The organism is Methanocaldococcus fervens AG86 (genome assembly GCF_000023985.1).
In the GTDB taxonomy this organism is placed as follows: domain Archaea; phylum AGJL01; class Methanococci; order Methanococcales; family Methanocaldococcaceae; genus Methanocaldococcus; species Methanocaldococcus fervens.
This window is the reverse complement of sequence record NC_013156.1, coordinates 215603-240038: the sequence shown is the minus strand read 5'-3', so window position 1 is coordinate 240038 and position 24436 is coordinate 215603. Positions and strand designations below refer to the sequence as shown.

The following is a 24436-nucleotide window of genomic DNA, read 5'->3' as shown; positions in this document are numbered from 1 at the left end:
CATATAAAAAACTTTTTATTGCAGAGATTTTTAGACTACTGGAGTGCTAATATTGTTTAAGTTTTATAATTTTATGGAAAGATTTTTCTATAAAAATTTTTATATTATTTGTGAATAGATAATTATCAAAGTTAAGAGCTTTTGGTGGGATTATGATAATTTATAGGGAAGAGAATGAAATTATAAAAAAAGCATTAGAGAATCTAAATATCCCAAAGAGGGTTTATATTTTTGATACAACACTTAGGGATGGTGAACAAACTCCTGGAGTTTCTTTAACACCAGAAGAAAAGATAGAAATAGCTATAAAATTGGATGATTTAGGTGTTGATGTTATTGAAGCAGGATTTCCAGTATCTTCATTAGGTGAGCAAGAAGCCATTAAAAAGATTTGTTCATTGAATTTAAATGCTGAGATTTGTGGATTGGCGAGAGCTGTAAAAAAAGATATTGATGTGGCAATAGATTGCGGAGTAGATAGGATTCACACTTTTATAGCAACATCTCCGCTACACAGGGAATATAAATTAAGAAAATCTAAAGAAGAAATTATTGATATAGCGGTTGAGGCGATTGAATACATAAAAGAACACGGAATTAAGGTGGAGTTTTCAGCAGAAGATGCAACAAGAACAGAACTTGACTATTTAACAGAGGTTTATAAAAAGGCAGTTGAGGCTGGAGCTGATATAATCAACGTTCCAGATACAGTAGGTGTTATGATACCAAGGGCTATGTATTATCTAATAAATGAGTTAAAGAAAGAGATAAAAGTTCCTATCTCTGTGCACTGCCACAATGATTTTGGTTTAGCTGTTGCCAACTCATTGGCCGCAGTTGAAGCAGGAGCTGAACAAGTTCACTGTACAATAAATGGTTTAGGGGAAAGGGGAGGAAATGCAGCATTAGAAGAGGTAGTTATGAGCTTAATGTCAATATATGGAATTGAAACCAATATTAAAACTGAAAAGTTGTATGAAACATCTCAACTTGTATCAAAATACACTGAAATTAAAGTTCAGCCAAATAAGGCTATTGTTGGAGAAAACGCCTTTGCACATGAAAGTGGAATTCATGCCCATGGTGTTTTAGCTCATGCTTTAACTTATGAACCAATTCCCCCAGAGTTAGTTGGACAGAGGAGAAGGATTATATTGGGTAAGCATACTGGAACTCATGCAATCGAGGCAAAGTTAAAAGAGCTTGGAATTGTAGTTGGTAAAGATATAAACAATGAGCAGTTTGAAGAAATTGTTAAGAGAATTAAAGCTCTTGGAGATAAAGGTAAGAGAGTTACAGATAGAGATGTTGAAGCAATAGTTGAAGATGTTGTAGGAAAATTGGCTAAAGAAGATAGAGTTGTTGAGTTGGAGCAAATAGCAGTTATGACGGGTAATAGGGTTATACCAACAGCTTCGGTTGCTTTAAAGATTGAAGAAGAGATTAAGAAAACCTCAGCTATTGGTGTTGGACCTGTAGATGCAGCAGTAAAAGCAATACAAAGAGCAATTGGAGAAAAAATTAAACTTAAAGAATACCACATAAATGCCATAACTGGAGGTACTGATGCTTTAGCAGAAGTTATTGTAACACTGGAAGGTTATGGTAGGGAAATAACGACAAAAGCAGCAAGTGAAGATATAGTCAGAGCTTCAGTTGAAGCAGTTATAGATGGGATTAACAAAATTTTAGCAAAAAGAGAAAAATAAATTTTCTTATTTTTTATTTTTTTATTTATTTTATTTTTTAAATTAATTCATCAATTCAAATAAATTAATTAAAACATCCAAAATAATAAAATGTTGGAGGGTCCCTTACGGGTTCCCCTCCAACATACGACGTGTAACGCAGGATGTAGGATACCCCAAAGATGGTTAGCGTTGCACGCCCACCCCGTAATTTATTAAGTATCGGCCAATATTTATAATTTTCTCATTAGAGTTTTTACATCATCTCTTTAACTTTCTTAATGAGTATCTTCAATATCTCTCTGTCTGGTAAGACTCCTTCTGGTGGGTCGATAACCTTTTTCAACTTAATTGGGACTCCATCCATTCTATAAGCAGTTCCCTCAACCTCAACTCCAGCAATTGCTGGAGGGATAATGATATTTGCCAACTGTGTTGTTGGTGTTTCGTGTGGATCTATACAAACTAATGGTATCTTTGCCATGTGCTGAACTGCCTTTTGTGGGAAGTGTGCTCCAGGGTCTGAAGCTATGTTTAACATCATGTCGGTTTCTCCTCTCTGCAGTAAGTCGTTAGCTGATGTTTCTCCTGGGTTGTATCTTGGATAACCTCTTGAGAAGTCAACTGCAAATGGATAACCTGTAACCCATGTACATACCTGGTTGAATCCATTAACGTTGTAGTGTCCTCTCATTGGTGTTAGTGTGAATTTTGTGTATGCGTTTAAATCAATAACAAACTGGATAGCGTTGTCGATGTTTCTGTGCTTACCTCTTGTCATTGTCATTCCCATAGCGAAGAACAATTCTCCAAACTGAGCGTTTTTACAAATATCTACTGCCTCATATATCAACTCTGCTGGAACTCCAGCAACTTTATCTACTTGTAATTCGAAGCCTTTTAATACAGCCCTCATCGCACTAATTAACTCATAATCCTTGTGAGGTTCAACTTGCAAGTGAATATCAGCCAATTTTGCGGTATCGGTCTCTCTTGGATCGACAACAATTAAAGTTCTATCTTCTCTACCCCTCTCCCTGAAGAAACCTCTTGCGAATGTTGTATATCTACTCATATGCCTTGGGTGGGCGTGCATTGGGTTTGAACCCCAGTATATTATAACGTCAGCTCTGTTTTTGACTTCTCCTAAAGTACAGACGGGGTATCCTACATCCTGCAAAGCCAAGACAGAAGGCCCGTGTCAAACACTTGCGGTGTTGTCAATAACTGCCCCAACGAGCTCAGCCAACTCAATCCCATACATGTGTGCATGGCATTCAGTAGCACTCCATCCGTAGATTAGAGGTAATGAAGCTTCGGTTAATAATCTTGCTGTCTCTTCAATTGCTGTTTCATAATCAACTTTTTTGAAATCATCTTTCTTATTCTCTCTCATTAAAGGTTCAGTATATCTAACCGCTCCTTCAAAGTGCATGAACTTTGCGTTTCCAATTCTACAAGCATGTCTTGTTCCAACTATGTGGTTATTTTCAACTAAAATCTCTAAATCATCACATAATGTCCCACAGAATGGGCAAACTACATTCCTAATAACTTTTACCATAAGGGATTCACCCCTTCTCTAATTTATCTCAATTCTAAAACTTTCTTTTTCTCTCCTTCTGCGCATGATAGGCAGAGGAGGCACATTACACAGTATCCTTTCAATGGCAGTTTTTCATCGTCAGCTAACTTCAAAGTCTTCATTGGACAGACTTCAACACACTTTCCACACTTATCGCATAAGTATGGGCTGAATTCAATCCTATTGTATTCTTTTCCGTTATGTTCAATCTTACCAAGCTTTAAAGCCCCTGTTGGACATGCGACAGTACATGCCCCACAGACAATACACATCTTAACTTCCTTCTTCTCATCATCCACTACAATAGCCTCAGTTGGGCATACAGAAGCACACTTCTTCAAAACCTCGTAATCCTCTTCTACAATAACTAAACCCTCATCTGTTATTGGATGTGGTGAGCTTAACTTAACATCCAATTCTAAAGCATTGACTGGGCAAATATTCACACACAAACCACAAGCAGGACATGATTTTGGAGGAACGACAATCATGTTTTCGTTATCAACCTTAATCATGTCTCCAGGACAAACTTCGACACATTTTAGGCAATAAATACACTTCTCAGCTTCGACTTTAAAGCTCTTAACTTCCTTCCTCCTCTTCTTAGGTATTCTTCCAGCCACATAGATAGCATTCCATGGACATGTTTGAGCACAAATACTACAGTAGATACACTTACTCTTATCGATAACTGCTTTATTGTCCTCAATGCTAATAGCATTTACAGGACATTCTGGAACGCAAACTCCACAACCAACACAAGCGTCCGTAACTGCTATCGGATCCTTTGGAGCCTTAACTTCTCTTCTTGGCTTATCGATGATTCCAGGTAAGGAGATAATTTCGATTGGACAGACGTCAATACACTTTTGGCAGAGGACACAATGCCCTTTCGAGTAAGGGAATTCATCATCAACCTTCTTAATCCCTACAGGGCAAGCTTCCGCACAATTTCCACACTTCTCACACTTGTGAGCTAAGTAATTAACCCTCTTTACAGTCTTTCCGTTAATCTCTACTTCCTCCTCTACCAACGCTCCATTCGGACAAACGTTAACGCACTGCATGCATAAATTACAAACTTTAAAATTGTCTATGTCTATCGCTTTAGTCGGACATTCTGCCTGACAAGCATAGCAGACCAAACAAGCATCATTCTGGATTGTTATGTTCATCAATCCCATCCTCCTAAAAATTGTGCGCTAAAATCCATAAAAGGATTTTAGCGAATTCCCCCTGCATGGGGGGATATAGCTCACAACCTCCCAAACTGGGTTCGGTTGTGAGCTTATTCCCTGACAACCTCTATAATTTTGTTTCCTTTCTCATCTTTAACTATTATGTGGGCAGCACATGAGTATCAAGGGTCGTAAGCTCTTAATACAACTTCAATTAGGTTTAACTTTACTTCATCAACTTTGACTGTGCTCTTTTCAGCCATACTCATCACCACATAGTGATTAAATAATCATGATAAGAAGTAAGTAAGCAATTAGTTTTTACCTTATTTTTGATACATATATTACGCTTATGGTTCGATATTCGTTCTATTATAAATTTATTTAAAGATTTCCTGAGCAGCTTGTTGAATAGCTTTTTCCATTGTTGGGACATTGTGAGTTGTAGCAACGATCATGTTTGCTTTAACAACAATTCCATTTTCGTCAGTTTCATAGTTGTGGATTAAAACCCCTCTTGGAGCGTAAACTACTCCAACACCGTTTCCAGCTTTTGGCTCAACTTCTGCTTTAATATCGTCTGATGTTATGTCATTATCTTCCAATAATATCTTAGCTTTTTCACAAGCTTCAACTAACTCTATCAATCTTGCGTGGTGGTAAGCTAATGATTGATTAGCTGGGAATCCGAAGATGTCAAAGAATTCTTTTCTATACTCTTCAGCTAAAGGTGTTTCCATTGAATCACATACGTTTAGCATAGCTAAAGGTCCTACTCTGTAAATACCATCTGGGTATCCAGCTTTTTTGTAGAATGGATATTTTACATAGTTGTGAGAAACTACATGCTCTCCTATGTAGTCTAAATATTCAGCAGGTTTGAAATCAACCTTTTCTTTTCCATCTGGTGATAGGAATCTTAATGTATCGTCATAGAAGTTGTGTTTTCCACCTTTAACTAGACCTAAATACCATGTATCAATAACTCCTAATGTTTTTATTTGTTCCATGTATTGTTCGTTTATTTGTTTTATTAATTCAATACCATTTTTAGCATATTCAATCATCTGGTCAGCATCTTTTAACAGCTCATCTCTTTCTTCTTCTTTTAATTGTTTTGCCTGCCCTCCAGGAATTCCAGTAACTGGGTGAATTGCCTTTCCTCCAATTGCTTCAACAATCTTCTGCCCATATTTTCTTAATGCAATTGCCTGCTTTGCAGCTTCAGGTGCTTTGTCTATAACCCCTATAACGTTTCTTATTGCTGGATCCGCATCTACTCCTAGGACGAAGTCAGGTGCTGCCAAGAAGTAGAAGTGCAAAGCATGACTGTGAATCATGTTTCCTATGTGCATTAATTCTCTCAATTTTTTTGCAGGTTCTGGAATCTCTACACCCCAAGCAGCATCAACTGCTTTAACACTCGCTAAGTGGTGAGCTGTCTGACAAATACCACAAATTCTTGGAACAATTCTTGGAACTTCCTCAGCAGGTCTACCAACAACAAATTGCTCAAATCCTCTCAATGCTGTTATATGTAGCTTAACATCCTTTGGCTTTCCATTTTCATCTAAGGTAATGGTTACCTTACCATGCCCTTCCAATCTTGATAGGGGCTCAATTACTATTTTCCCCATAAATTCACCCTTATTTTATTTTAATTATTTTACCTTTCTATTAATTAAAGCAGCAGGTAGTGTGAATCTGTTTAATAATGCTACTTTATCTGGGATTTCTAAAGCAGCTTCTCCAGCGTTAGCTAATACGTTAGCTGCATTAGCTCCTAAGTCCAATGATTTGTCTGTCTTACCGAAGCATCCCCTGCATGGAACTCCTGCACTTGGACACTTCGCTCCACATCCAGCTCTTGTAGCAAACCCTAGGCAAGTGTATCCTTGTTCAAACAAACATTTTTCTGGATCTGGTTTTCCTTCATAAGTTCTCTTAAACTTCTCTGGGAATACATTTTCTTTTTTTCTTGGACATTCATCACATACAATCTTTGTTGGTAATTTTGGCTCTTCTCCATTCAATAATGCAACAATTGCACTTGCAATCATTTCTGGTGTTGGAGGACATCCTGGAATGACATAATCTACTTTAACAAAATCACTTATTGGTTTAACGTACTCTTCTAATGGAGGAACTTCTTCAGAAGGAATCTCCCCCTTGTTTTCAGTTGAATCGGTTGAGTATACTGTATTTAATATTTCTTCTTTTGTGTATAAGTTAGCTAAACCTGGTATTCCTCCAAAAGCAGCACAGCTTCCCCAAGCAATGACAATCTTTGATTTTTCTCTTATTTCATGGATTAAATGCTCATCGTGCTCGTTTCTTATTCCTCCTTCAACTAAAAATACATCTATTCCTTCAGGAATCTCCTTAGGGTCTGCAATTATTGGGGCGTATACAATCTCTAAATTTGGTAGAACCTCCAATAACTTATCGTGCAAATCTAATAAAGAAACGTGACACCCAGAACATGAACATAACTGAATCATCCCCACCTTAACTGCCAAGGTAATCACCCTAAAAAGTTTAAATTTATTTTATGTTTTGCCGGAGAACCCCTCACATGGGGGCGGTTGTCCTCTCGGTCCCTTACGGGTTCCCGAGAGAACTCATCCCTTTAATCTCCGGCTTTACTGAGCTTTGAGAGGGTTAGGTCCGAGTTTTTGGAGTTTTTCGGTCATTTCATTAACGGCGGAGACAAACTTATCAGCTTCAGCAGCTGTCATGAAGTACATTTCAATTCTGTCTCCGCCGATTCCCAATTCATCTAATAATTGTTTAGCGAACCTAACCCTCTCCTCAGCCTTCAAGTTACCTGTTTCGTAAGCGCATTCTCCTTTCTTTCACCCTACAACCATAACCGCGTCGGCTCCCTTTTGGAAAGCTCTTAAAGCATAGGTAACATCAAATTTACCAGTGCAAGGGAGCCTGACGACTCTTACGGTTGCAGGGTATTGCATTCTACTTGTCCCTGCTAAGTCAGCAGCCCCATAACCTCATTGATAACAGCAGAAAGCGATTATTACTGGTTCCATATTAATCCCTCAAAGTTTATTGTAGCAATTTAATTTATATTTGGTGAAGATTATGAAAGTTACAATAAAATGGCTAAGGGCGCCTGCCCCCCATCAGCACCACCCTGGCAAGTGCCTTCGGGTGATGCCTCATCTGGCTTTTTCTGCCCCCAATGTTGAGCTCATAACCTACGCCATATTTTTAGTTCTTAGCTTTATTTGATATTTGTTTAATTTTAGGATTAAGATAATTTCTGATAAGTTGGATGTGGGGCTTGTGCTTGAGTTTTTAGCTTAGCTTTCTAATTTTTGGTGAGCTTCTAATACTCCATCAATAAACGAGATGATTTGCTCATCTCTATAGTATCTTAACTGCATTGCTCCACTTGGACATGCTCCAGCACATGCACCACATCCTTTACAAGCAACGTCATTGACTTGAGCTACTAAGTGCCCATCTTTTTCAACATAGCTTATAGCGTTGTATGGACACATCTTAGCACAAACTTGACATCCTCCACAGACATCTTCATCAACAACAGCCCTAATCATTTCAATTCTGAATTCTCCCTGTGCCATTGGTATTGCTACAGCACTTGCAGCCCCTTTAGCTTGAGCTACAGTATCTGGAATATCCTTAGGTCCTTGAGCAACTCCAGCAATTGCTATACCATCAACTTTTGTATTAACTGGAGCTAACTTTGGATGCAACTCTTTGAAGAATCCATCTGGGCTTAATTCTAAACCGAGCATCTTAGCCAATTTTGGATTCTCTGGTCTTGCTGATAAACCAGCTGACAATACAACTAAATCTGCTTCAATCTCTACGATTTCTCCAAGTAATGTATCTTCTACTCTAACAATTAAGTTCTTTGTTTCTGGATCTTCCATTACACAAGCTGGTCTTCCTCTGATAAACTTAACACCAAACTGCTCTTGAGCTCTTCTGTAATACTCCTCATATCCCTTACCAAACGCTCTGATATCCATGTAGCAGATATATACTTCGGTGCTTGGGTCGTGCTGCTTAATTAACTGAGCATTCTTCAAAGCGAACATACAGCAGATTCTTGAACAGTATGGCTTTCCGACTTTTGCATCCCTTGAACCAACACACTGGATGAACACAACTCTGTGAGGATGCTTTCCGTCACTTGGTCTTATTTCGTGTCCTCCTGTTGGCCCTGCTGGGTTGATCATTCTCTCTAATTCTAATGTGGTTATGACGTTATCATAAACTCCATATCCATACTCTTCTTTCAATGTAGCATCAAATTCGTCGTAACCAACTGCACAGATGATAGTTCCTACTTTTAATTTGATTTCTTCAGGTTTTTGATCATATCTTATAGCTCCTGGACCACAAGCTTTTTCACATAGTCCACATCTTATACAGTGCTCCATATCGATTGTGTAGATTAAAGGAACTGCCTGTGGGAATGGAACGTAAATAGCTTTTCTTGTACCTAAACCCAAGTCAAACTCGTTTGGCACTTCAATTGGACATACAGCGGCACAAGCCCCACATCCGGTACAGACATCTTCATCAACATATCTTGGTTTCTTTTCAATTGTAACTTCAAAGTTTCCAATGTATCCTTCAACATTTTTAACTTCGGCATAGGTTATGAGCTCAACATTGGGGTGGTTTGCAACGCTAACCATCTTTGGAGCCAAAATTCACATAGCACAATCGTCAGTTGGGAATGTCTTAGCAAGCTGAGCCATTCTTCCTCCAATTGATGGCTCCTTCTCAACTAAATATACTTTATAACCTTGGTCTCCTAAATCAAGAGCTGCCTGAATTCCAGCAATACCTCCTCCAATAATTAAACAAGATTTATCAACATCTACAATTTTTTGTGGAACATCTTCTAATCTTTTAGCTCTTTCAACAGCTCCTGCAACCAATTCCATTGCTTTTTTGGTTGCCTTTTCTGGCTCATTCATGTGAACAAAAGAACAGTGTTCTCTAATGTTAACGAACTCCAAGTAGTATGGAGATAACCCTGCTTCTTTTATACAGTTTCTAAAAGTAGGTTCGTGAATTTTTGGTGTACATGCAGCGACAACAACTCTATCGAGGTTGTATTCTTTTATTGCCTCTTTAATCAAGTTTTGTCCTGGGTCAGCACACATAAAAGGATAGGTTTTAGCTACAACTACTCCATCTAGCTTTTCAGCAAAATCTCTCACTGCTTCACAATCAACAACACCGTTGATGTTTGCTCCACAGTAACAGACAAATACCCCAACTCTTGGGGACATAGATTCACCTCCAAAGAATAGAAATCACAATTACTAATTAGGAGGATAACTATAAAAATATATATTCTTAAACTACCTAATGGAAGTTATTAGTTAATCTAATGGTGCCATTCAATTTAAAAATATTTTAGTTTAATTAAAGTTAGTTGTATCGAAAACTTTATATAGATAAAGTGTAGTATAACAAGTTGGCGTGGGTGGGACAGTGGTGAGCCCCCCACCTCACCGCTGATAACCCGCGCCGTGGGAGCCGGCTCCAGTCGGATTAACAAAATTTACAGCTTAACACCCCTCCCCCACACGGATTTTTTTATTCGGTGTTTTTATTTGTATATTTAAATATTTGAATTTATATTTTTTTAGAAAAATATTTAAAAATCTTCAAACAAAATAAGTAGTATAAAAACTAAGGGGAAGGCAATGAGAAAATTTGAAGACTATATCATTGAATCCTTTAAATATGCGTTTTCAGATATTAAAAAAGGCATAGTTGGGGGATTGTTATTATCTATCTCTGAAGTTTTCAGTATTTTGTTCTCAGTATTCATGATTGCTACAGATGTTAGCTCAAACATTCCTAATTTTGAAATATTAACAAGTTTATTGACAGTAATGGCTGTTGGATTTTTAATAAGTTTGATAATTGGATTTATAATTGATGGGTATTATGTAAGGGTTATGAAAACTACAGTTGAAGGTTTCAACAACTTACCGGAATGGAATAATTTTGCCGATTTGTTTGTTAAAGGAATTCTATATGTTATTGGGTCTTTAATCTTGGCAGTTGTATTTTTAATAGTTCCAATTATATTATTATTTGTCAGTATATTATTAGCTACGCAAAGTAATTCAATTGGCTTAGCATTTTTGATAATATCCTTTGTAATATTTGGAATATTATTGATAGCGTTGATTTTTTACCTCCCACTCGCGGAAGTTAATTTTTCAGTTAAGGGATTTTTAGGATTTTTTGAATTCAAAAAAATATTCAAGCTAATGTCTGTAAAGTATGTATTATTAGTTATTGTTGTTACCATTATAGTATTAATAATAGGGCTTATAGCATCAGCCCCATTTATGCTTATGGAGATTCTAACAAACCCTAATGTTCCACATCATAATGCAGTAATACCACCCACGTTATTAGCTATTCAGTTAATTTCAGCGATAGTTTCTGGATTTATTGGATTTTTCATGTCATTGTTTTCAAAAAGAGCTATTGCATTGTATTATAAAGATAATATAGAAGAAGAAAAAGAAGAGTTAGAGAACTAGTTCATACAATTTTTTGGCAAGCTTATAAATATAGTCTCTATTTTTTAAGCCATTAATCCATTTTTTTGGAATACTTTTAAAACCATAATAAGCTCCAGCCATTGCCCCATACATAGAGGCTAAGCTGTCAGTATCTCCACCAGCGTTTATACATTTCAACATTCCATTTTCAAAATTGCTCGTTAATAAATAAGTTGCTATTGCTGAGGGAACAACTTCCTCAGTTAAAACACCTGTTCCAAAATAATCATAAATATCAAAGAAATCCTTGCTTTTAAAATTTTTAAGTTCCAATAGTTTTTTGGCAAATTCCTCATCCACATCTTTTATATATTCGTAACAGCTGTCTAATAAGCTAAAATCCTTCTCATCTCTTAATGCAGAGCTAACAAAAAATGCCACAGCCAAAGCTCCAGCAATTGCTGTTTTGTTGTTATGGGTTATCTTCGATACCTTTATAACTTCCTCTTTTAGTTTTTTTAAGTTGTTGTAAAATACAATTCCTAATGGATATATCCTCATTGCAGCCCCGCAACTACTGCTATTAACTCCAGAATAATCATTGTTTTCTAATTTTTCAATAGCAGTTAAAGATGTTATGCCAATATCTGGGGGATTTTTATTTTTCCATGCTATCAAGCAGTTAGCAAATTTTTTTATATCCACTCCTTCTTTTGTTAAGCTTTTTATTATACATATTGCCTGCTCTGTATCGTCAGTCCACTCTCCTTTACTTAGCTTTCCAGCTAAATAATTTTTCGGCTCAACGTAATCATCTACAAATCCATATATTTTTCTTATTTCATCTCTTGTTAAATTTTCAGTAGGCATTCCTAAAGCATCTCCAATAACTGCCCCAAAAACAGAACCAAATACTTTATCTTTCATTTTTTCCATAATTCCACCAAAATAATAAATACCTTTTATAAATTATATAGTAAGTTTAAGATTAATAAAAAAATATTTAGCGGTGGCATAATGAGGATTGGTCTTTCAACGTTATTTTTTTGGGAATATCCCATGGTTGAGATATTTGATATATTTAAAGATATAGGGATTAAATGCATGGAATTTTTTCCTGAAAACCCTGATTTTTGGGATAATAGATTTGATTTAGATTATATTACAGAGCTTAGAAAGGAGTTTTTAAAATTTGACGTTGCTTTACATAACCCACATATAGAGTTAAATCCATCTTCATTAAATCCTTATGTTAGAGAGGCTGTCATAAAAGAGACAATTTGGAGTATTGAGTTAGCTAAATTTTATAGGTGTGAGGCAGTAACTGTGCATCCCGGAAGGAGACCTACAAATAGACCACCAACAGATGAGGAATATGAGGCATTTTTTAAATATTTGGACAAATCATTAGAAGCTGCTATTAACAAAAATATAACACTATGCTTAGAAAACATGCCTGAAAGAATTAATAGAATTGGTTGGAAGCCTGAAGAGGTGGAGTGGATTTTAAAAAGATATGATGGAATTTTATACATGACTCTGGACTTTGCACATGCTAAGGAATATATGGATGAATTTTTGGAGAGATGTATTGACTATATAAAACACACCCACATTTCTGGAGTGATTAATAGAAAAGACCATTTTCCATTAAGAGAATCAGAAATTGACTTCATCCCTTATGTAAAGGCACTTATAGATTATGGATACAAAGGAATGTTCAACTTAGAGCTTGATGATAGGAGATTAAGGAAAAATCCGGCTACAAAAGAGGAAAAAATAGATGTAGTGATAAAAGATATTGAATTTTTAGAAAGTGCTGTTTAGCTTTCAATTTTAACTAAACCCTTTAACTCCTCTGGAATATTCCCTTTACCAATCGCCATTGCAGGCTGTCCATTTTTCTCTAAAACTTCAGGATGCTCTAAAATGATCTTAACAAAATCTATTGCTTCTTTTTTATATGTGGCGTTTTTTGGGACAGTTAAACCATAAACTATTGGCTTTGCAACAATTGTTTTATTTTTTGCAGTTATTTCTAAAGCCACTCTTTTGTAATAATCTGCATAATCGTAATATCCAAGATTAATCTCCTTTGGAAGCTCAACATATTTTAATTTGTGTTGCTCTGCAACACTTTTATATATAAATAAATAATCAAATGCTCCAGCCTCCAATGGGGCTAATAAATCCGTTTCCTTACTTCTAACGACCAATTTATCCGAATTAACTTCTAAATCCTTAGGGACTATTATTAAATAGCTTCCATCGTTTTCTTCAACCTTTATGTTTGGTATGTATTTTAAAACCAAGTTATCGTAGATTGTTGAGTTGTTGTAATAGATTTCTGCCAACTGCATAACCATTTGGCTTCTATAACCGCAAGGGTCATCGTTTGGATTTGAAAAACCAAATTTAACATCAGGTCTTTCTAAAATCTTATACCAATTTTCTGAATTTATCTCATCCTTGTATTTGCTTTTATCGGTATATACTAAAACAATCTCGTTTCTTGCGAACATGACATACCAATCTGCATAATCTGGCATCATCATTTGGGGGATTAATGAATAATCAGCTGAAGCTAAAATGTCAGCTTTTTTTCCTAAGTCTGTTATTTTTCTAACACATGCTACGCTTCCGGCTGGCTCTCTCTGTATATCAATATTTGGATGCTCTTTTTCATACATTTTTTCATACTCTTCAAATGGAACTGACAAACTTCCAGCATGGAATATTTTTAAGACTATTTTTTCTTCACTTCCTGCTTTTTCCTGTTCCATGCAACCGCATAAAGCAATTCCAATCAATAACAAACCAACAGCTATTATCTTTTTTTCCATATTTTTCACCTTTTTAATGTGCCAAAATGTAATGTATCAAAATTTCATATTTAAATATTATGTTCATCACTTTTAATTAACAAAACTTATAAAACATTTAAAATTCAAAAATAAGAATTAAACAATAAAAAAGGCGATACTATGAAAAATATCCTGATAAATGCAACAACAAAAAAGTTTGAGATTATTGAGAAGAACATATTGCCAATAACTTGGGGGTTGTATTGGCATAATAAATTTGAGACATGGAAATATGACGTCTATGATGAAAAAAATGTATTTTGCTTTGGTAGCGGAGTTTTGCCAATTATTGGAGGACATAGGCTAATATTTTCCTTTAGATCTCCACTTTGGGATGGTTTTTACTTCTCATCAATGGGAGGGGCAGGTTATCAATTTAAAAGTACTGGGTTGAATAATGTGGCAATCATTGGAAAATGTGAAAAGCCATCTATATTGGTCATAGAGAATGAGGGGCAGTTAAAAATTGATTTTATTGAAGTTAATGAGGAATTAAAAACTGTTTATGATGTTAGCAACTACATCCTTGATTTATACAAAGATAAAAATTTAAGGAGCGTTGTAGTTGGAGAGGCTTCAAAAAGAACAAATATGGGAGGTTTGTTTTCTCAAACAGTTAGAAATGGAAAATTTGTTGAAGGTTCAGAAGACTGGGCAGCAAGAGGGGGAGGAGGCTCTGTCCTCTATAGAGCTCACAATATAATAGGGATTGTATTCTTTGGAAATGAAAAAGAAAATAAAGATGATAAGGAGAAGGCCAAAAAAATCATTGAAGATTATTACAAAAAACCTATGACTAAAGTTGTTTTAGAGCACACAAAAAAATATAGGTATGATGAGAGCACAGCTACTGGTGGAACTTTTGGAAATAACTGGCTTTTGTATAAAGAGAAAGTTCCTATATTTAATTGGAGAATGCCGTATATAGATAGAGAAGACAGAAAAAAGATTTTGGAGAAGATATTGAAATTTTACCTTGAAACATTTAATAAAGAATGCATAGAGACAAAAAAATGGACAAACTGTGGAGAACCTTGCCCAGTTTTATGTAAAAAGCATAGAAATAAAAATAAAGTTGATTATGAGCCTTATGCAGCAAATGGAACGTTATTGGGAATTTTTGACTTGTATGAAGTGGATAGGGTAGTTAAAACTGTAGATGCACTTGGCTTTGATGCAATTGAAGTTGGAAACTTAACTGCATGGGTTTTTGAACTTTTAGATGTAGGATTGTTAAAAGAGGAAGAGTTAAATATAAAGAAGCCAATATTTGACCATAAAAAAATTGTTAATGGGGATGAAGAAGAGATTAAAGAAATTTCAAAGCACAATGCAGATCAGGCGATAAAATTATTGCATAATTTGGCTGAAAACTCGAATGAAATTTATAAAATCTTATCTTTAGGAAAGAGAAAAGCTGCTAAGATATTAAATGAGAGATTTAAAAGCAGAGTTGAAAAATCTAATAAAAAATTCAATGACTACGCTGCTTATATTCCATTTGGTGATTGGGGAGAGATAGCTCCAAATCTATATTGGACTCCAGGGTTTTTTATGCCGTTTGTTGTTCAGGGGAGATATTTAACGTATTACAAACCAGAGTTTCATGAACCAGAAAAATTTGCTGAATTAGTTTTTGAAAGTATAAAGTTGGAGATGCCAATAGAAAACCTCGGTATTTGTAGGTTTCATAGAAACTGGGTAAAACCAATACTAAATGACTTGGCTAAAGAGTTGTTGGGAATAGAAGATATTGTTGAAGATTCAATAAACCTGTATAGGGAGATTTGTAACTATAACAAAAAAATCGGTTATGCTAAAAAAGTTGAGAGTGAAAGGGTTAGAGATTTAATTATAGCATTGGCAAAAGAATTCAACAATGAAGAGTGGGTTAAGAAATTTGAAAATAGGGAAAATGTGGATGAGTATGTAAAAAGAGTTTTAGATAAATATTCCCAACTTTTAGGGATTGATTGGAGAATTGAATAATTATTCTCTTGCAGGTCCTGCATCTTCAAATCCTTGCCTTAAACCCTTACCTGCCATTTTTGTTAAGTATTCTGGTTTAAATAATAGGTAATAGACGTTTTCAGCATGCTCTTCAGCTCTTCTTTTAGCTAACCAATCCAACTCCTTATCATCTTTTGCCTCGTCTTCATGAACAAAAACTTCAATTATATGCTTATTTGTCATTAATTGGGCCAACATTAAACCTAAAGAGGCTTCATGAGCACAAACTTTGTCTTTATCTACTTTTCCAGGCATTCCCAATGCCATAACTATATCACAGCCTTCCTCTTCCAACAACTTTTTACAAGCTACAGGCAAATCTTTTATCCCAGGAACAGTTTTTCTGATAATTTTAATGTTTGGAGAAAGTTCTTTTAACTTTTTTATGGCTGCAGAAGCCATATCTACTCTTGCAAATGTTGTATCCACTATCCCAACTTTTTTCGTCAAATTTTCACCTTTTAACCTTAATCTTTAGCATATAAATTTATTTTAATAAGTCCATCCATTAAATAATCGAAATCAATCTCTTTATCCCATCCAGCCTTTTGGAATATACTCATGAAACATATTCCAATAACTTTTTTAGGAGAGAGTTTATTTATTAAATCTTTAATTTTTTCTACCTCTACACCATATTTTGGCATTGCCAAGCCTCCAAATAAAACAACTGCGTCTACTTTATCTAAATTTCCAAAATCTTCCATTTGCATGCCAACATCTTTAATAACAAGTTTTTTGACATTGTTTAAGTTACCATCTGGTATGAAATAATTTTCTTTATCCCTTACTGCATATCCAAACAATTCAGCAAATGGTTGGCAAACTCCAACTGAACCTACAAATGCAACACTCTTTATATCATGATTTCCTATAATATTTCTAAATTCCCTTAACATTGGGGAAAGCCCACTTTCTTCTTTTAATAATTTTAATGCCATTGTATCACCATTAACATAAGGATTTAACCATGATTTTTATGGATTCGTAGGTAGGTATATTGTAATATTCTTTAAGCAATTTTTTAATTCTTAATAAATTAAAGCTTTTTACAGATTTTTTATCTTCATCCAATTTTCTAAATTTTTTTACTACATATTTTTTATATTTTAAGATTGCTTTATTTAATTCATAGTGGATTATAAGCTTTGACAATACATAAGCGGAATGTATTGCATAGATATTTCCATGACCTAATGGTGTCGTTAAGCCTATACTCTCCCCCACACCTGCAATACCTCTTTTTCCATGCATTCTCCCTATAAAACTTTCAGAAATTAAATTTCCATTTATTCTTGAATAACATTCACAAACTTTTGTATAATCATTTCCAAACATTTTTTTAACATATTTATTTAAAAATTCCCAAAGTTCATGGTCATTTTTATAGTATGCACATCCAACGTGATACAACCCATCTCCTACAGGAACAATCCAGGTATGACCAATCATAGGTTTTCCTTTATGTATTTTTATTTCATCAATAAAGAGTTTATTAAAATCTTCTGAGGAGTTATTGTAGTATATCAAAAATTGACACGTTCTAATGTCATTTTTATATTTGGCATTCACATCTTCCAACTGAAGTACTTTTGCATTACCAGATGCGTCAATGATTAAATCATAAAATTTAGTCTCAGTTTCTTCTACAAACTCTCTTGCTAAAGTTCCATTACTGCTAACTTTTGTCATATATCTTTTGATGATTGGATTGAATTCTCTATTGGTAATCATTGTTCTTGGCACCAAATCTTCAATTAATTTAGATTTGTTTATAACATAAAATTTTTTATTGGGGTAATAATCATCCCCTCCCACATTTATGTCCTTTACTTCATTAATAATATAATCATTAATATCCAAATTTACAGTTTTTAATATCTTTTTTGTAATCAAAAGTTCATTTTTGTTGGAAAATATGAAGTTCATACTTTTACATCCCCTAACTAATAGATGGTCGTAAATATCTATATGATAATCCTGTTTTGATAGTAATCTATACACTATAGATCCTGCTAATCCGGCTCCAATAATACTTACTTGCATAATGACACCCATTAAATCCATAAAATCATAATTTCATATATTTCACCATAATAAACAATTATTTAATAATTATTTAATGTAAAAATATAAATAAATTTCTACAACTATATTTATAAGCCTAAAGTTACATTAATTTAATATATTGTACGTATTATTCTACTAGTGAAAATAAGCAAAGTAGTATTTGAGAGTATGTACCTTTATAATGTCATAATAAATCTATTTAAAATAATAAAAGTAAAGTTTGGAGAATGTATTTAAGTTAAAATTTGATTATTAGACTAATCCATTAAACTTTAATACCCAAACAACCACAGCCACCAAAAAGAAAGGCAAAACTCCACATCCGAGCCATTGTTTCTGATTTAAACTTTCTTCCCCGAATAATTTAGCTGAGATATGCCCAAAAATAACAGCTCCAATAAATAAAAATATCAAGGTAGAGATTCCACTAAATATTCCTAATCCAGCAGTATATACATAATTCGCAAAATATCCAAAAATAATTCCTCCAATTGTATGGATTAAGCAACATTTTCCTTCTAAATCCATATTAATCCCTCTTTATATCTTCTATTGTATAAATCTCTATCTTCTCCTTAGGCCTTTTTGAATCTGTAAAAGAGTAATCAACTACAACCTCAACTTCATCATTCGCCCAAAATTCTTTATTTTCTAATATTTTATCCCCTATTTCCAACAAAAATGCAAATTTCCTCTTTGTTTTTAATGAACCCTTATCTATTTCAACAACATCCTTTTTGCACTTTGGTTTTATTATAGAATAGTGCATAAGTTATCCCTCAATTATGAAGCTAAATCTTTAACAACCCTTTCTTATAAAAAATAAAAATATTTAGCCATTATAAACCCTCTCTAACGGCGGAACAACCTGCTTCTTCCTTGACATAACTCCTTCTAAGAATACACTATTTCCTTCAACTTTAACATTAAATGCCTTTTCAAACATCTCTTTATTTCCTACAACTAACGCTTCACTACCTTCTTTCATAATATCAGTTATTAAAAATACAATCAAATCATAACCTTCATTTTTCAACTTCTCTTCTAACAATTTGTAAATATCTTCTTTCTTACTCTCAACTTCACTAACATCTATGACCTCAACCTGCCCAATTCCAACCTTTTTTCCATTAAAGTCAAAGTTCTTAAAGTCCATGTTTATAATTTCTTCTGGTTTTAATTTACCAACAACTGACTTTGCCTTTAAAATTTCCATACCAAACTCTTCTATATTGTTTATTCCAGCAATCTCAGCTAATTTCTTAGCCATTTCTTTATCTAACTCAGTAGTTGTTGGTGATTTGAATAAAACCGTATCTGATATTATTGCACTTAATAAAAGTCCAGCTAAGTCTGGTTTTAGTTCTTTTTTCTTTCCACCAATTAAGTCAATTGCATCTTTAAAGTATAATTCAGCAATAACTGTTGCTGTAGAGCCAACTGGTTTTGCATAGTATAAAATTGGCTCAGTTGTTGTTAAACCAACTTTGTGGTGGTCTATAATAGCTATTAACTTTCCTTCTTCTAAATCATCAAGGCTTTGACTCTTCTCTGAGTGGTCAACTAAAACTATTTCTTTACCTTTAGCTGAAGTTATCAACTCTGGCTCCATAACTCCAAATCTTCTTAAAACGAATTCTGTTTCTGGATTTATATCCCCCAATCTTGCTGGATAACAATCTAAAAAATAAGCTAAGACGATAGCTGATGCTATACTGTCAGTATCTGGGTTTTTATGCCCTACTACGTACCTCACATTCTCACCTTAGATATTTTTAAAAGAAAAGTTTATGTTGTTATTAAATTTCCTCAAGTTCTTTATATCTTTTTCTTTTTCTTATGTATAGAACAATTATTATAATAAAAAATGCTCCAACAATTAAGTATATCGGATTCACAGTTTTTTGAGTTTCTGTCTTTTCTACATAGACATTAAATGTTTTTGTTATATTATATTGGTTGTGGTAGTCATCAAAGTATGTAACAGCTGCTTTAATTGATATATTCCCAAAATCATCTATTTCAAAAATTAAGGTATCGTAATCATCTTCATCTAAATCTCCAATATATCTTGTATAATTGTTTTCATTTACATTTAAAGTCATTACACAATGTTTAATCTTAGAACTACCCCTATTAGCGATTCCAATTGTTATTTCAACATAATCCCTTTTATTTTTTACATCATCCAAATATATGTAGGGCTGATTTTCATAAATCTTTTTTACAACTTTTAAATTTAAAGGAATTGTTAAATCATAGTTATTTCCATCTTCTCCAATCCATGTAAGTTTTGCGTTAATTGAATATATCCCATTTTCAACTTCTGGAACTGCATACACATTTAGAGGGATCATATATTCATCATCAGGACTTAAACATCTAATAAATGCTGAAGAACCTCCTAAAATATTTATCTTCTCATTTCCAGTTAAATAGATGTTTAAATATTTTGCATTTCCAGTCCCAACATTTTTTATCATTAGCATTATATTTTTTGTTGTTCCAGGGTTTATTGAAGTGTCATTTATCTTTAATTCAAAGCTTGCTATTCCATATACGTGTATGTAGTATATTTTTGTGAATTCGTAGTGGTGAGTGTCTTCATCATCAACTTCATCATAACTTACCTTCACATCAATCCTATAATCTCTTGATGGAGCGTTTTCATCAACATGTAGTTTGAAGTGGACGGTATCAGCTTCTCCAGGGTTTAGATGGCTTATCGTTGCCTTTCCCTTAATTGGATTTACCTGCCTTAATTCAAATGGATAGTGTGGGGATATTTCAACAACTATGTCCTTAACCTCATCATCATAATTGTCGTTAGTTACCTTAATCCAAACATCAACGTCATCCCCTGGATGAATGACGTTAGGCTGATACTGAAGCTCATCAACCTGTAAGGCAGAAACTGAAGATATAGCCACAAGCAAAATCATCGACAAAGCTATCTTTTTAAATATTTTCTTAAACATAGTTCCCCTCATTAAACTAATTTGAACAACTTAATAAGGTTATATAATACTGCGACCTATATATAGCTTAAGTATAATAAAATGTATAATTGGGATAACATGAAAATCGAAGATATTGTAGCTTTTGCATTTAAAAATATAAAGCAAAAAAGAACTCAGAGTTTATTAACAATTATTGGTATTGTAATAGGGGTTTTGGCAATTGTCAGCTTAATTTCTTTAGGGTATGGTGTCCAAAATTATATACATGAAGAAATGATGAAGATGGGTTCAAATAAAATAACCATATTGCCAGTAAAACAGTTAGGAGTTCCCCCTTCACACTTATTTACAAGAAAAGAAGTTAGAGCCATTGAAAATGTAAAGGGCATTGATAAAATTATGTATGGATGGTATGGAGGGTGTGAAATAGAGTACAATGGGGAAAAAAAATTTGTGTCGTATTTTTATGCAAATCCTTCAGAATTGAGAGCTGTTTATGAAGAGACCGGATATGACCTTGAAAAAGGGAGATGGTTAGAAAATAATGATAAATATGCTTGTGTTATTGGTTATGGAACTGCACATAATTTGTTTGATAGAGAAATAGATGTTGGAGATGTAATAAAAATTAAAGATAAAAAATTTAAGGTTGTTGGGATTTTAAAGCAAATTGGGAATCAACAGGATGATAACTCAGTAATTTTAAATCTGGATGTTGGGGAAGATTTATTTGGAAATGAAGACAAATTCAACATTATTCTGGTAACTATAAAAGAAAGGGAGGATATTGAAAAAGTTTCGGAGGATATTAAAAAAGCTTTAGAAAGGTCATTTGGAGATGAAGATTTTTCTGTTTTAACTGCTAAGCAGTTATCAGAGACTGTAAGCTCAATTCTTGGGGTTATAACAATATTTGTTGTCGGAGTTGCTGCCATCTCCTTATTAGTTGGAGCTATTGGTATTTCAAATACTATGCACATGAGCATTTTAGAGAGGAGAAAAGATATTGGAATATTAAAGGCAATAGGGGCTGAAACAACAGATATATTGGCAATATTTGTCGTTGAATCTGGATTTTTAGGATTATTTGGTGGGATTATTGGTCTAATACTTGGAATTTTAGTAGCGAAAGGTGTAGAAATTTTAGCCCATAAAATGGGTTATTTAATGGTTAATGCATGGATTTCATGGGAGTTAATTGTTGGAGTTTTGGCATTTTCATTCCTAGTTGGTGTTGTGAGTGGCTACTTCCCGGCAAGAAGTGGAGCTAAGTTAAATCCAATAGACACATTAAGAGGGGAATAGATGATAGAAGCTAAAAACATATGGAAAATTTATGGTAGTGGAGAGGCAAAAACTATCGCTTTAAAAAATATTAATTTGAAAATCGAAGAAGGAGAGTTTGTTATGATTATTGGTCCTTCTGGTTGTGGAAAATCTACCTTACTAAATATTTTGGCTTTACTGGATGTTCCAACAAAGGGGGAAGTTTACTATAAGGGGAGAAGAACAAGCACGATGAGCGAAAATGAGAGGGCAATTTTTAGAAGAAAAGTTGGAGGTTTTATATTTCAACAATTCCACCTGATAAAAACACTAACTGCTTTGGAAAATGTTGAATTACCAATGATTTTAGATGAAAAAGATAAGCATTATAGAAAAAAGAGGGCGAAGGAGCTTTTAGAGAAAATTGGTTTGGGAGATAGGTTAAATTACTACCCTCACCAACTGAGTGGAGGGCAGCAGCAAAGGGTGGCAATAGCAAGGGCTTTGGCAAACAATCCAAGAATAATATTTGCAGATGAGCCAACAGGTAATTTAGACAGTAAAAGCGGGGCTATAGTGATGAACATCCTAAAGGAGCTAAATGAAAAAGGAATAACTATAGTTATGGTTACACATGAGCAGGAGTTGTTGAAGTATGCGTCAAAGATTATTAAATTGAGAGATGGAGAGTTGATTGAAATAATTGAAAAATAAGATGAGAACTTTTATATATTAATAATATAAATATATAACTGCCCCCAACGAACCGACCCAAATGGAGCACATCCATAAAAGGTTGCGATGATAGAGGGTTCGAAGTTGGGGGGACAAAAAAGGAGGTCTGGGCGAGTTGTGGGAAGAGAGCTTTTGCTCAATGAAGATGACCACGATACAGCATGACCTCCTACAAATCTTAATGTTTATTCTGTTTATTTTATTGTTTGTATTTTTATAAAACTTCATCCAATTTTTCAACAACTTTGTAAATATCCTCTTTTTTAACTCCAATAGCTGAATTTACAACTATGTAATCATAAGGGTACTTTTTTAAATATGAGGTTCCAAATTTGTCATTTTTCCTAACCCCTCTTGGTCCAGTAACCCTTAAATTGTAAAGCTTACCCGCAACATCCAACGGGTCTTTTTTTGTTGTTATACATGAAGATATTGGATTTTCTACATTTAAAACTCTTTCACCTTTTTTCTTTGCTAAATCTTCCAACAACTCATCTAACAACTTTTTACATTCTTTCTGCTCTTTCATTAAATTTAGGTAGTTTTTAGTTCCAATTGCTAAAAGAGATATTAAGATATTTACTATTGGATTTGCTGAAGCTCTCCCTGGATAAGTTAAAGATATCTCCCTTAAAAAACTCTCATCTTTTGTATATACTATTCCCCCACCAATTGGTGTAAATAGGTTTTTATCTGATGAGCTCACTACAGCATCAACCCTATATTTTAAAGCTCTTTTTAATTTTTCGATATAGTAGAAGTTTTGAATTGCATAAGCCCCATTTATTATATGGGGAACGTCATAGTCTTCGCAAATCTTTGCTATCTCTTCAACATCATCACTCTTTCTTGGCGGGAAAAAGGTTAAGGTGCTTAAAACCACTGGATTGTTGTTATCTTTAATCTCTCTTCTTATGGCATCTTCAATATCCGAAACATCAACTTTAACCACATCTCCATCTAAAACCGTCTCAACCAATCTCATCCTCATACTAACAAATGATGTAGCCTTTATAGGACTTTTGTGAGCTGCATATGGGTATATGACAACATTTGAACCATATTTTTTCCTTGAAGCCGATAAGCAAAGGGCTAAGCTCATCCCAGTAGCTACAGGTGTCGCTATTGCCTTAACCTTTAAGCCCAAAGCTTTTAAAAAACTCTCCAACAATTTATTGGTTAGTTTATACATCACACTTGCTCCGGGAGCTTTTGGTTGGGGGTCTATTAAATTTCCGCTCCTTCCAACTCCATGGCAGAAATCAAAAACTCCTTCCCTTTGCAGTTTGGTATAAACTCTTGCTTCCCTTTCACCAATTTGCACGACATTTGGATCTTTATCTGTGTCCATAAAAGATAAAACCCTCAATAAAAATTTTATATGCTCCTCATCAATCCCGTTTTCAGGAGCTTTTCTCTGCTCTAAAATATTTTCAATAATTTTCAAATTTTCTTTTAAAGTTAATCTTCCCCTATTTTCCATGTGTTTTGGAATTAAACCAGTTATATTAAGTTCCATTCAATCACCTTTTTATAGCTAAGTAGAAAAT

At 34.1% G+C, this 24436-nt stretch carries 24 protein-coding genes; 7 read left to right on the top strand and 17 right to left on the bottom strand.

The genetic code is table 11. The features are described 5' to 3' along the window. Window positions 1-152: 152 nt before the first annotated feature. The gene (locus MEFER_RS01215; protein ID WP_015790822.1) at window positions 153-1709 is read left to right on the top strand and encodes a 2-isopropylmalate synthase; all 1557 of its coding nucleotides are present in this window, start codon (window positions 153-155) and stop codon (window positions 1707-1709) included. A gap of 235 nt (window positions 1710-1944) precedes the next feature. Here MEFER_RS01215 and MEFER_RS01210 read toward each other — a convergent pair whose 3' ends face one another. The 6 genes from MEFER_RS01210 to vhuD all read right to left on the bottom strand — a co-directional run bounded on the left by MEFER_RS01210 (window position 1945) and on the right by vhuD (window position 7498). Next, window positions 1945-3252, bottom strand: coding sequence for a formylmethanofuran dehydrogenase subunit B (locus MEFER_RS01210; RefSeq protein ID WP_015790821.1), 1308 nt, complete (start codon window positions 3250-3252; stop codon window positions 1945-1947). A 23-nt stretch (window positions 3253-3275) separates the two neighbouring features. Continuing rightward, on the bottom strand, window positions 3276-4448 hold the full coding sequence (gene vhuB, locus MEFER_RS01205; protein ID WP_015790820.1) for a F420-non-reducing hydrogenase associated-polyferredoxin VhuB: 1173 nt from the start codon (window positions 4446-4448) through the stop codon (window positions 3276-3278). 113 nt (window positions 4449-4561) lie between these two features. Beyond that, window positions 4562-4714: a F420-non-reducing hydrogenase selenoprotein subunit VhuU gene (gene vhuU, locus MEFER_RS08465; RefSeq protein WP_083767084.1), complete on the bottom strand. Its 153-nt coding sequence runs from the start codon at window positions 4712-4714 to the stop codon at window positions 4562-4564. A gap of 117 nt (window positions 4715-4831) precedes the next feature. After that, window positions 4832-6088, bottom strand: a complete 1257-nt coding sequence (gene vhuA, locus MEFER_RS01195; RefSeq protein WP_015790819.1) for a F420-non-reducing hydrogenase Vhu subunit A — start codon at window positions 6086-6088, stop codon at window positions 4832-4834. A gap of 24 nt (window positions 6089-6112) precedes the next feature. Further along, a complete protein-coding gene (gene vhuG / locus MEFER_RS01190) occupies window positions 6113-6979 on the bottom strand; it encodes a F420-non-reducing hydrogenase subunit VhuG (protein WP_015790818.1) in 867 nt (288 codons plus the stop codon). A 114-nt stretch (window positions 6980-7093) separates the two neighbouring features. Next, window positions 7094-7498, bottom strand: coding sequence for a F420-non-reducing hydrogenase iron-sulfur subunit VhuD (gene vhuD, locus MEFER_RS01185; RefSeq protein ID WP_015790817.1), 405 nt, complete (start codon window positions 7496-7498; stop codon window positions 7094-7096). A gap of 52 nt (window positions 7499-7550) precedes the next feature. Here vhuD and MEFER_RS08320 point away from each other — a divergent pair, with 52 nt between their 5' ends. Further along, window positions 7551-7700 carry a hypothetical protein gene (locus MEFER_RS08320; protein WP_157200666.1) on the top strand — a complete coding sequence of 50 codons (150 nt, stop codon included), beginning with the start codon at window positions 7551-7553 and terminating at the stop codon, window positions 7698-7700. A gap of 71 nt (window positions 7701-7771) precedes the next feature. Here MEFER_RS08320 and MEFER_RS01180 read toward each other — a convergent pair whose 3' ends face one another. Further along, window positions 7772-9745 (bottom strand): CoB--CoM heterodisulfide reductase iron-sulfur subunit A family protein, encoded by a 1974-nt coding sequence (locus tag MEFER_RS01180; protein ID WP_015790816.1) that lies wholly within the window; start codon window positions 9743-9745, stop codon window positions 7772-7774. A gap of 420 nt (window positions 9746-10165) precedes the next feature. Here MEFER_RS01180 and MEFER_RS01175 point away from each other — a divergent pair, with 420 nt between their 5' ends. Further along, entirely contained in the window at window positions 10166-11020 is an 855-nt protein-coding gene (locus MEFER_RS01175; protein ID WP_015790815.1) for a DUF4013 domain-containing protein, read from the top strand. On the opposite strand, the gene MEFER_RS01170 is transcribed toward MEFER_RS01175, so the two are convergent. Continuing rightward, window positions 11009-11917: an ADP-ribosylglycohydrolase family protein gene (locus MEFER_RS01170; RefSeq protein WP_015790814.1), complete on the bottom strand. Its 909-nt coding sequence runs from the start codon at window positions 11915-11917 to the stop codon at window positions 11009-11011. The genes MEFER_RS01175 and MEFER_RS01170 overlap by 12 nt on opposite strands. A gap of 81 nt (window positions 11918-11998) precedes the next feature. Here MEFER_RS01170 and MEFER_RS01165 point away from each other — a divergent pair, with 81 nt between their 5' ends. Then, on the top strand, window positions 11999-12808 hold the full coding sequence (locus MEFER_RS01165; RefSeq protein ID WP_015790813.1) for a sugar phosphate isomerase/epimerase family protein: 810 nt from the start codon (window positions 11999-12001) through the stop codon (window positions 12806-12808). Here the strand turns inward: MEFER_RS01165 and wtpA are convergent. Beyond that, a complete protein-coding gene (gene wtpA, locus MEFER_RS01160; RefSeq protein ID WP_015790812.1) occupies window positions 12805-13824 on the bottom strand; it encodes a tungstate ABC transporter substrate-binding protein WtpA in 1020 nt (339 codons plus the stop codon). The genes MEFER_RS01165 and wtpA overlap by 4 nt on opposite strands. A gap of 141 nt (window positions 13825-13965) precedes the next feature. On the opposite strand from wtpA, the gene MEFER_RS01155 reads away from it, so the two are divergent. Further along, a complete protein-coding gene (locus tag MEFER_RS01155; protein ID WP_015790811.1) occupies window positions 13966-15834 on the top strand; it encodes an aldehyde ferredoxin oxidoreductase family protein in 1869 nt (622 codons plus the stop codon). On the opposite strand, the gene ribC is transcribed toward MEFER_RS01155, so the two are convergent. From ribC to MEFER_RS01120, 7 genes are all read right to left on the bottom strand, one after another. Beyond that, the gene (gene ribC / locus MEFER_RS01150; RefSeq protein WP_015790810.1) at window positions 15835-16305 is read right to left on the bottom strand and encodes a riboflavin synthase; all 471 of its coding nucleotides are present in this window, start codon (window positions 16303-16305) and stop codon (window positions 15835-15837) included. Between the two features lie 17 nt (window positions 16306-16322). Further along, on the bottom strand, window positions 16323-16796 hold the full coding sequence (locus tag MEFER_RS01145) for a DUF2124 family protein (protein ID WP_015790809.1): 474 nt from the start codon (window positions 16794-16796) through the stop codon (window positions 16323-16325). 10 nt (window positions 16797-16806) lie between these two features. Further along, complete coding sequence (locus tag MEFER_RS01140) at window positions 16807-17901, bottom strand: NAD(P)/FAD-dependent oxidoreductase (RefSeq protein WP_048056392.1); 1095 nt, start codon at window positions 17899-17901, stop codon at window positions 16807-16809. A 276-nt stretch (window positions 17902-18177) separates the two neighbouring features. Further along, complete coding sequence (locus tag MEFER_RS01135; RefSeq protein WP_015790807.1) at window positions 18178-18453, bottom strand: EMC6-like membrane protein; 276 nt, start codon at window positions 18451-18453, stop codon at window positions 18178-18180. A gap of 1 nt (window position 18454) precedes the next feature. Beyond that, complete coding sequence (locus MEFER_RS01130) at window positions 18455-18694, bottom strand: hypothetical protein (RefSeq protein WP_015790806.1); 240 nt, start codon at window positions 18692-18694, stop codon at window positions 18455-18457. 63 nt (window positions 18695-18757) lie between these two features. Next, window positions 18758-19681: a manganese-dependent inorganic pyrophosphatase gene (locus MEFER_RS01125; protein WP_015790805.1), complete on the bottom strand. Its 924-nt coding sequence runs from the start codon at window positions 19679-19681 to the stop codon at window positions 18758-18760. A 43-nt stretch (window positions 19682-19724) separates the two neighbouring features. Beyond that, window positions 19725-20903 carry a COG1361 S-layer family protein gene (locus MEFER_RS01120; protein WP_015790804.1) on the bottom strand — a complete coding sequence of 393 codons (1179 nt, stop codon included), beginning with the start codon at window positions 20901-20903 and terminating at the stop codon, window positions 19725-19727. Window positions 20904-21002: 99 nt separating this feature from the next. Between MEFER_RS01120 and MEFER_RS01115 the strand changes: the two genes are divergently transcribed. Both MEFER_RS01115 and MEFER_RS01110 read left to right on the top strand, forming a co-directional pair. After that, complete coding sequence (locus MEFER_RS01115; RefSeq protein ID WP_015790803.1) at window positions 21003-22190, top strand: ABC transporter permease; 1188 nt, start codon at window positions 21003-21005, stop codon at window positions 22188-22190. Beyond that, window positions 22191-22865: an ABC transporter ATP-binding protein gene (locus MEFER_RS01110; protein ID WP_015790802.1), complete on the top strand. Its 675-nt coding sequence runs from the start codon at window positions 22191-22193 to the stop codon at window positions 22863-22865. 235 nt (window positions 22866-23100) lie between these two features. On the opposite strand, the gene spcS is transcribed toward MEFER_RS01110, so the two are convergent. Further along, complete coding sequence (gene spcS, locus MEFER_RS01105) at window positions 23101-24405, bottom strand: O-phosphoseryl-tRNA(Sec) selenium transferase (RefSeq protein ID WP_015790800.1); 1305 nt, start codon at window positions 24403-24405, stop codon at window positions 23101-23103. Window positions 24406-24436: the final 31 nt, after the last annotated feature.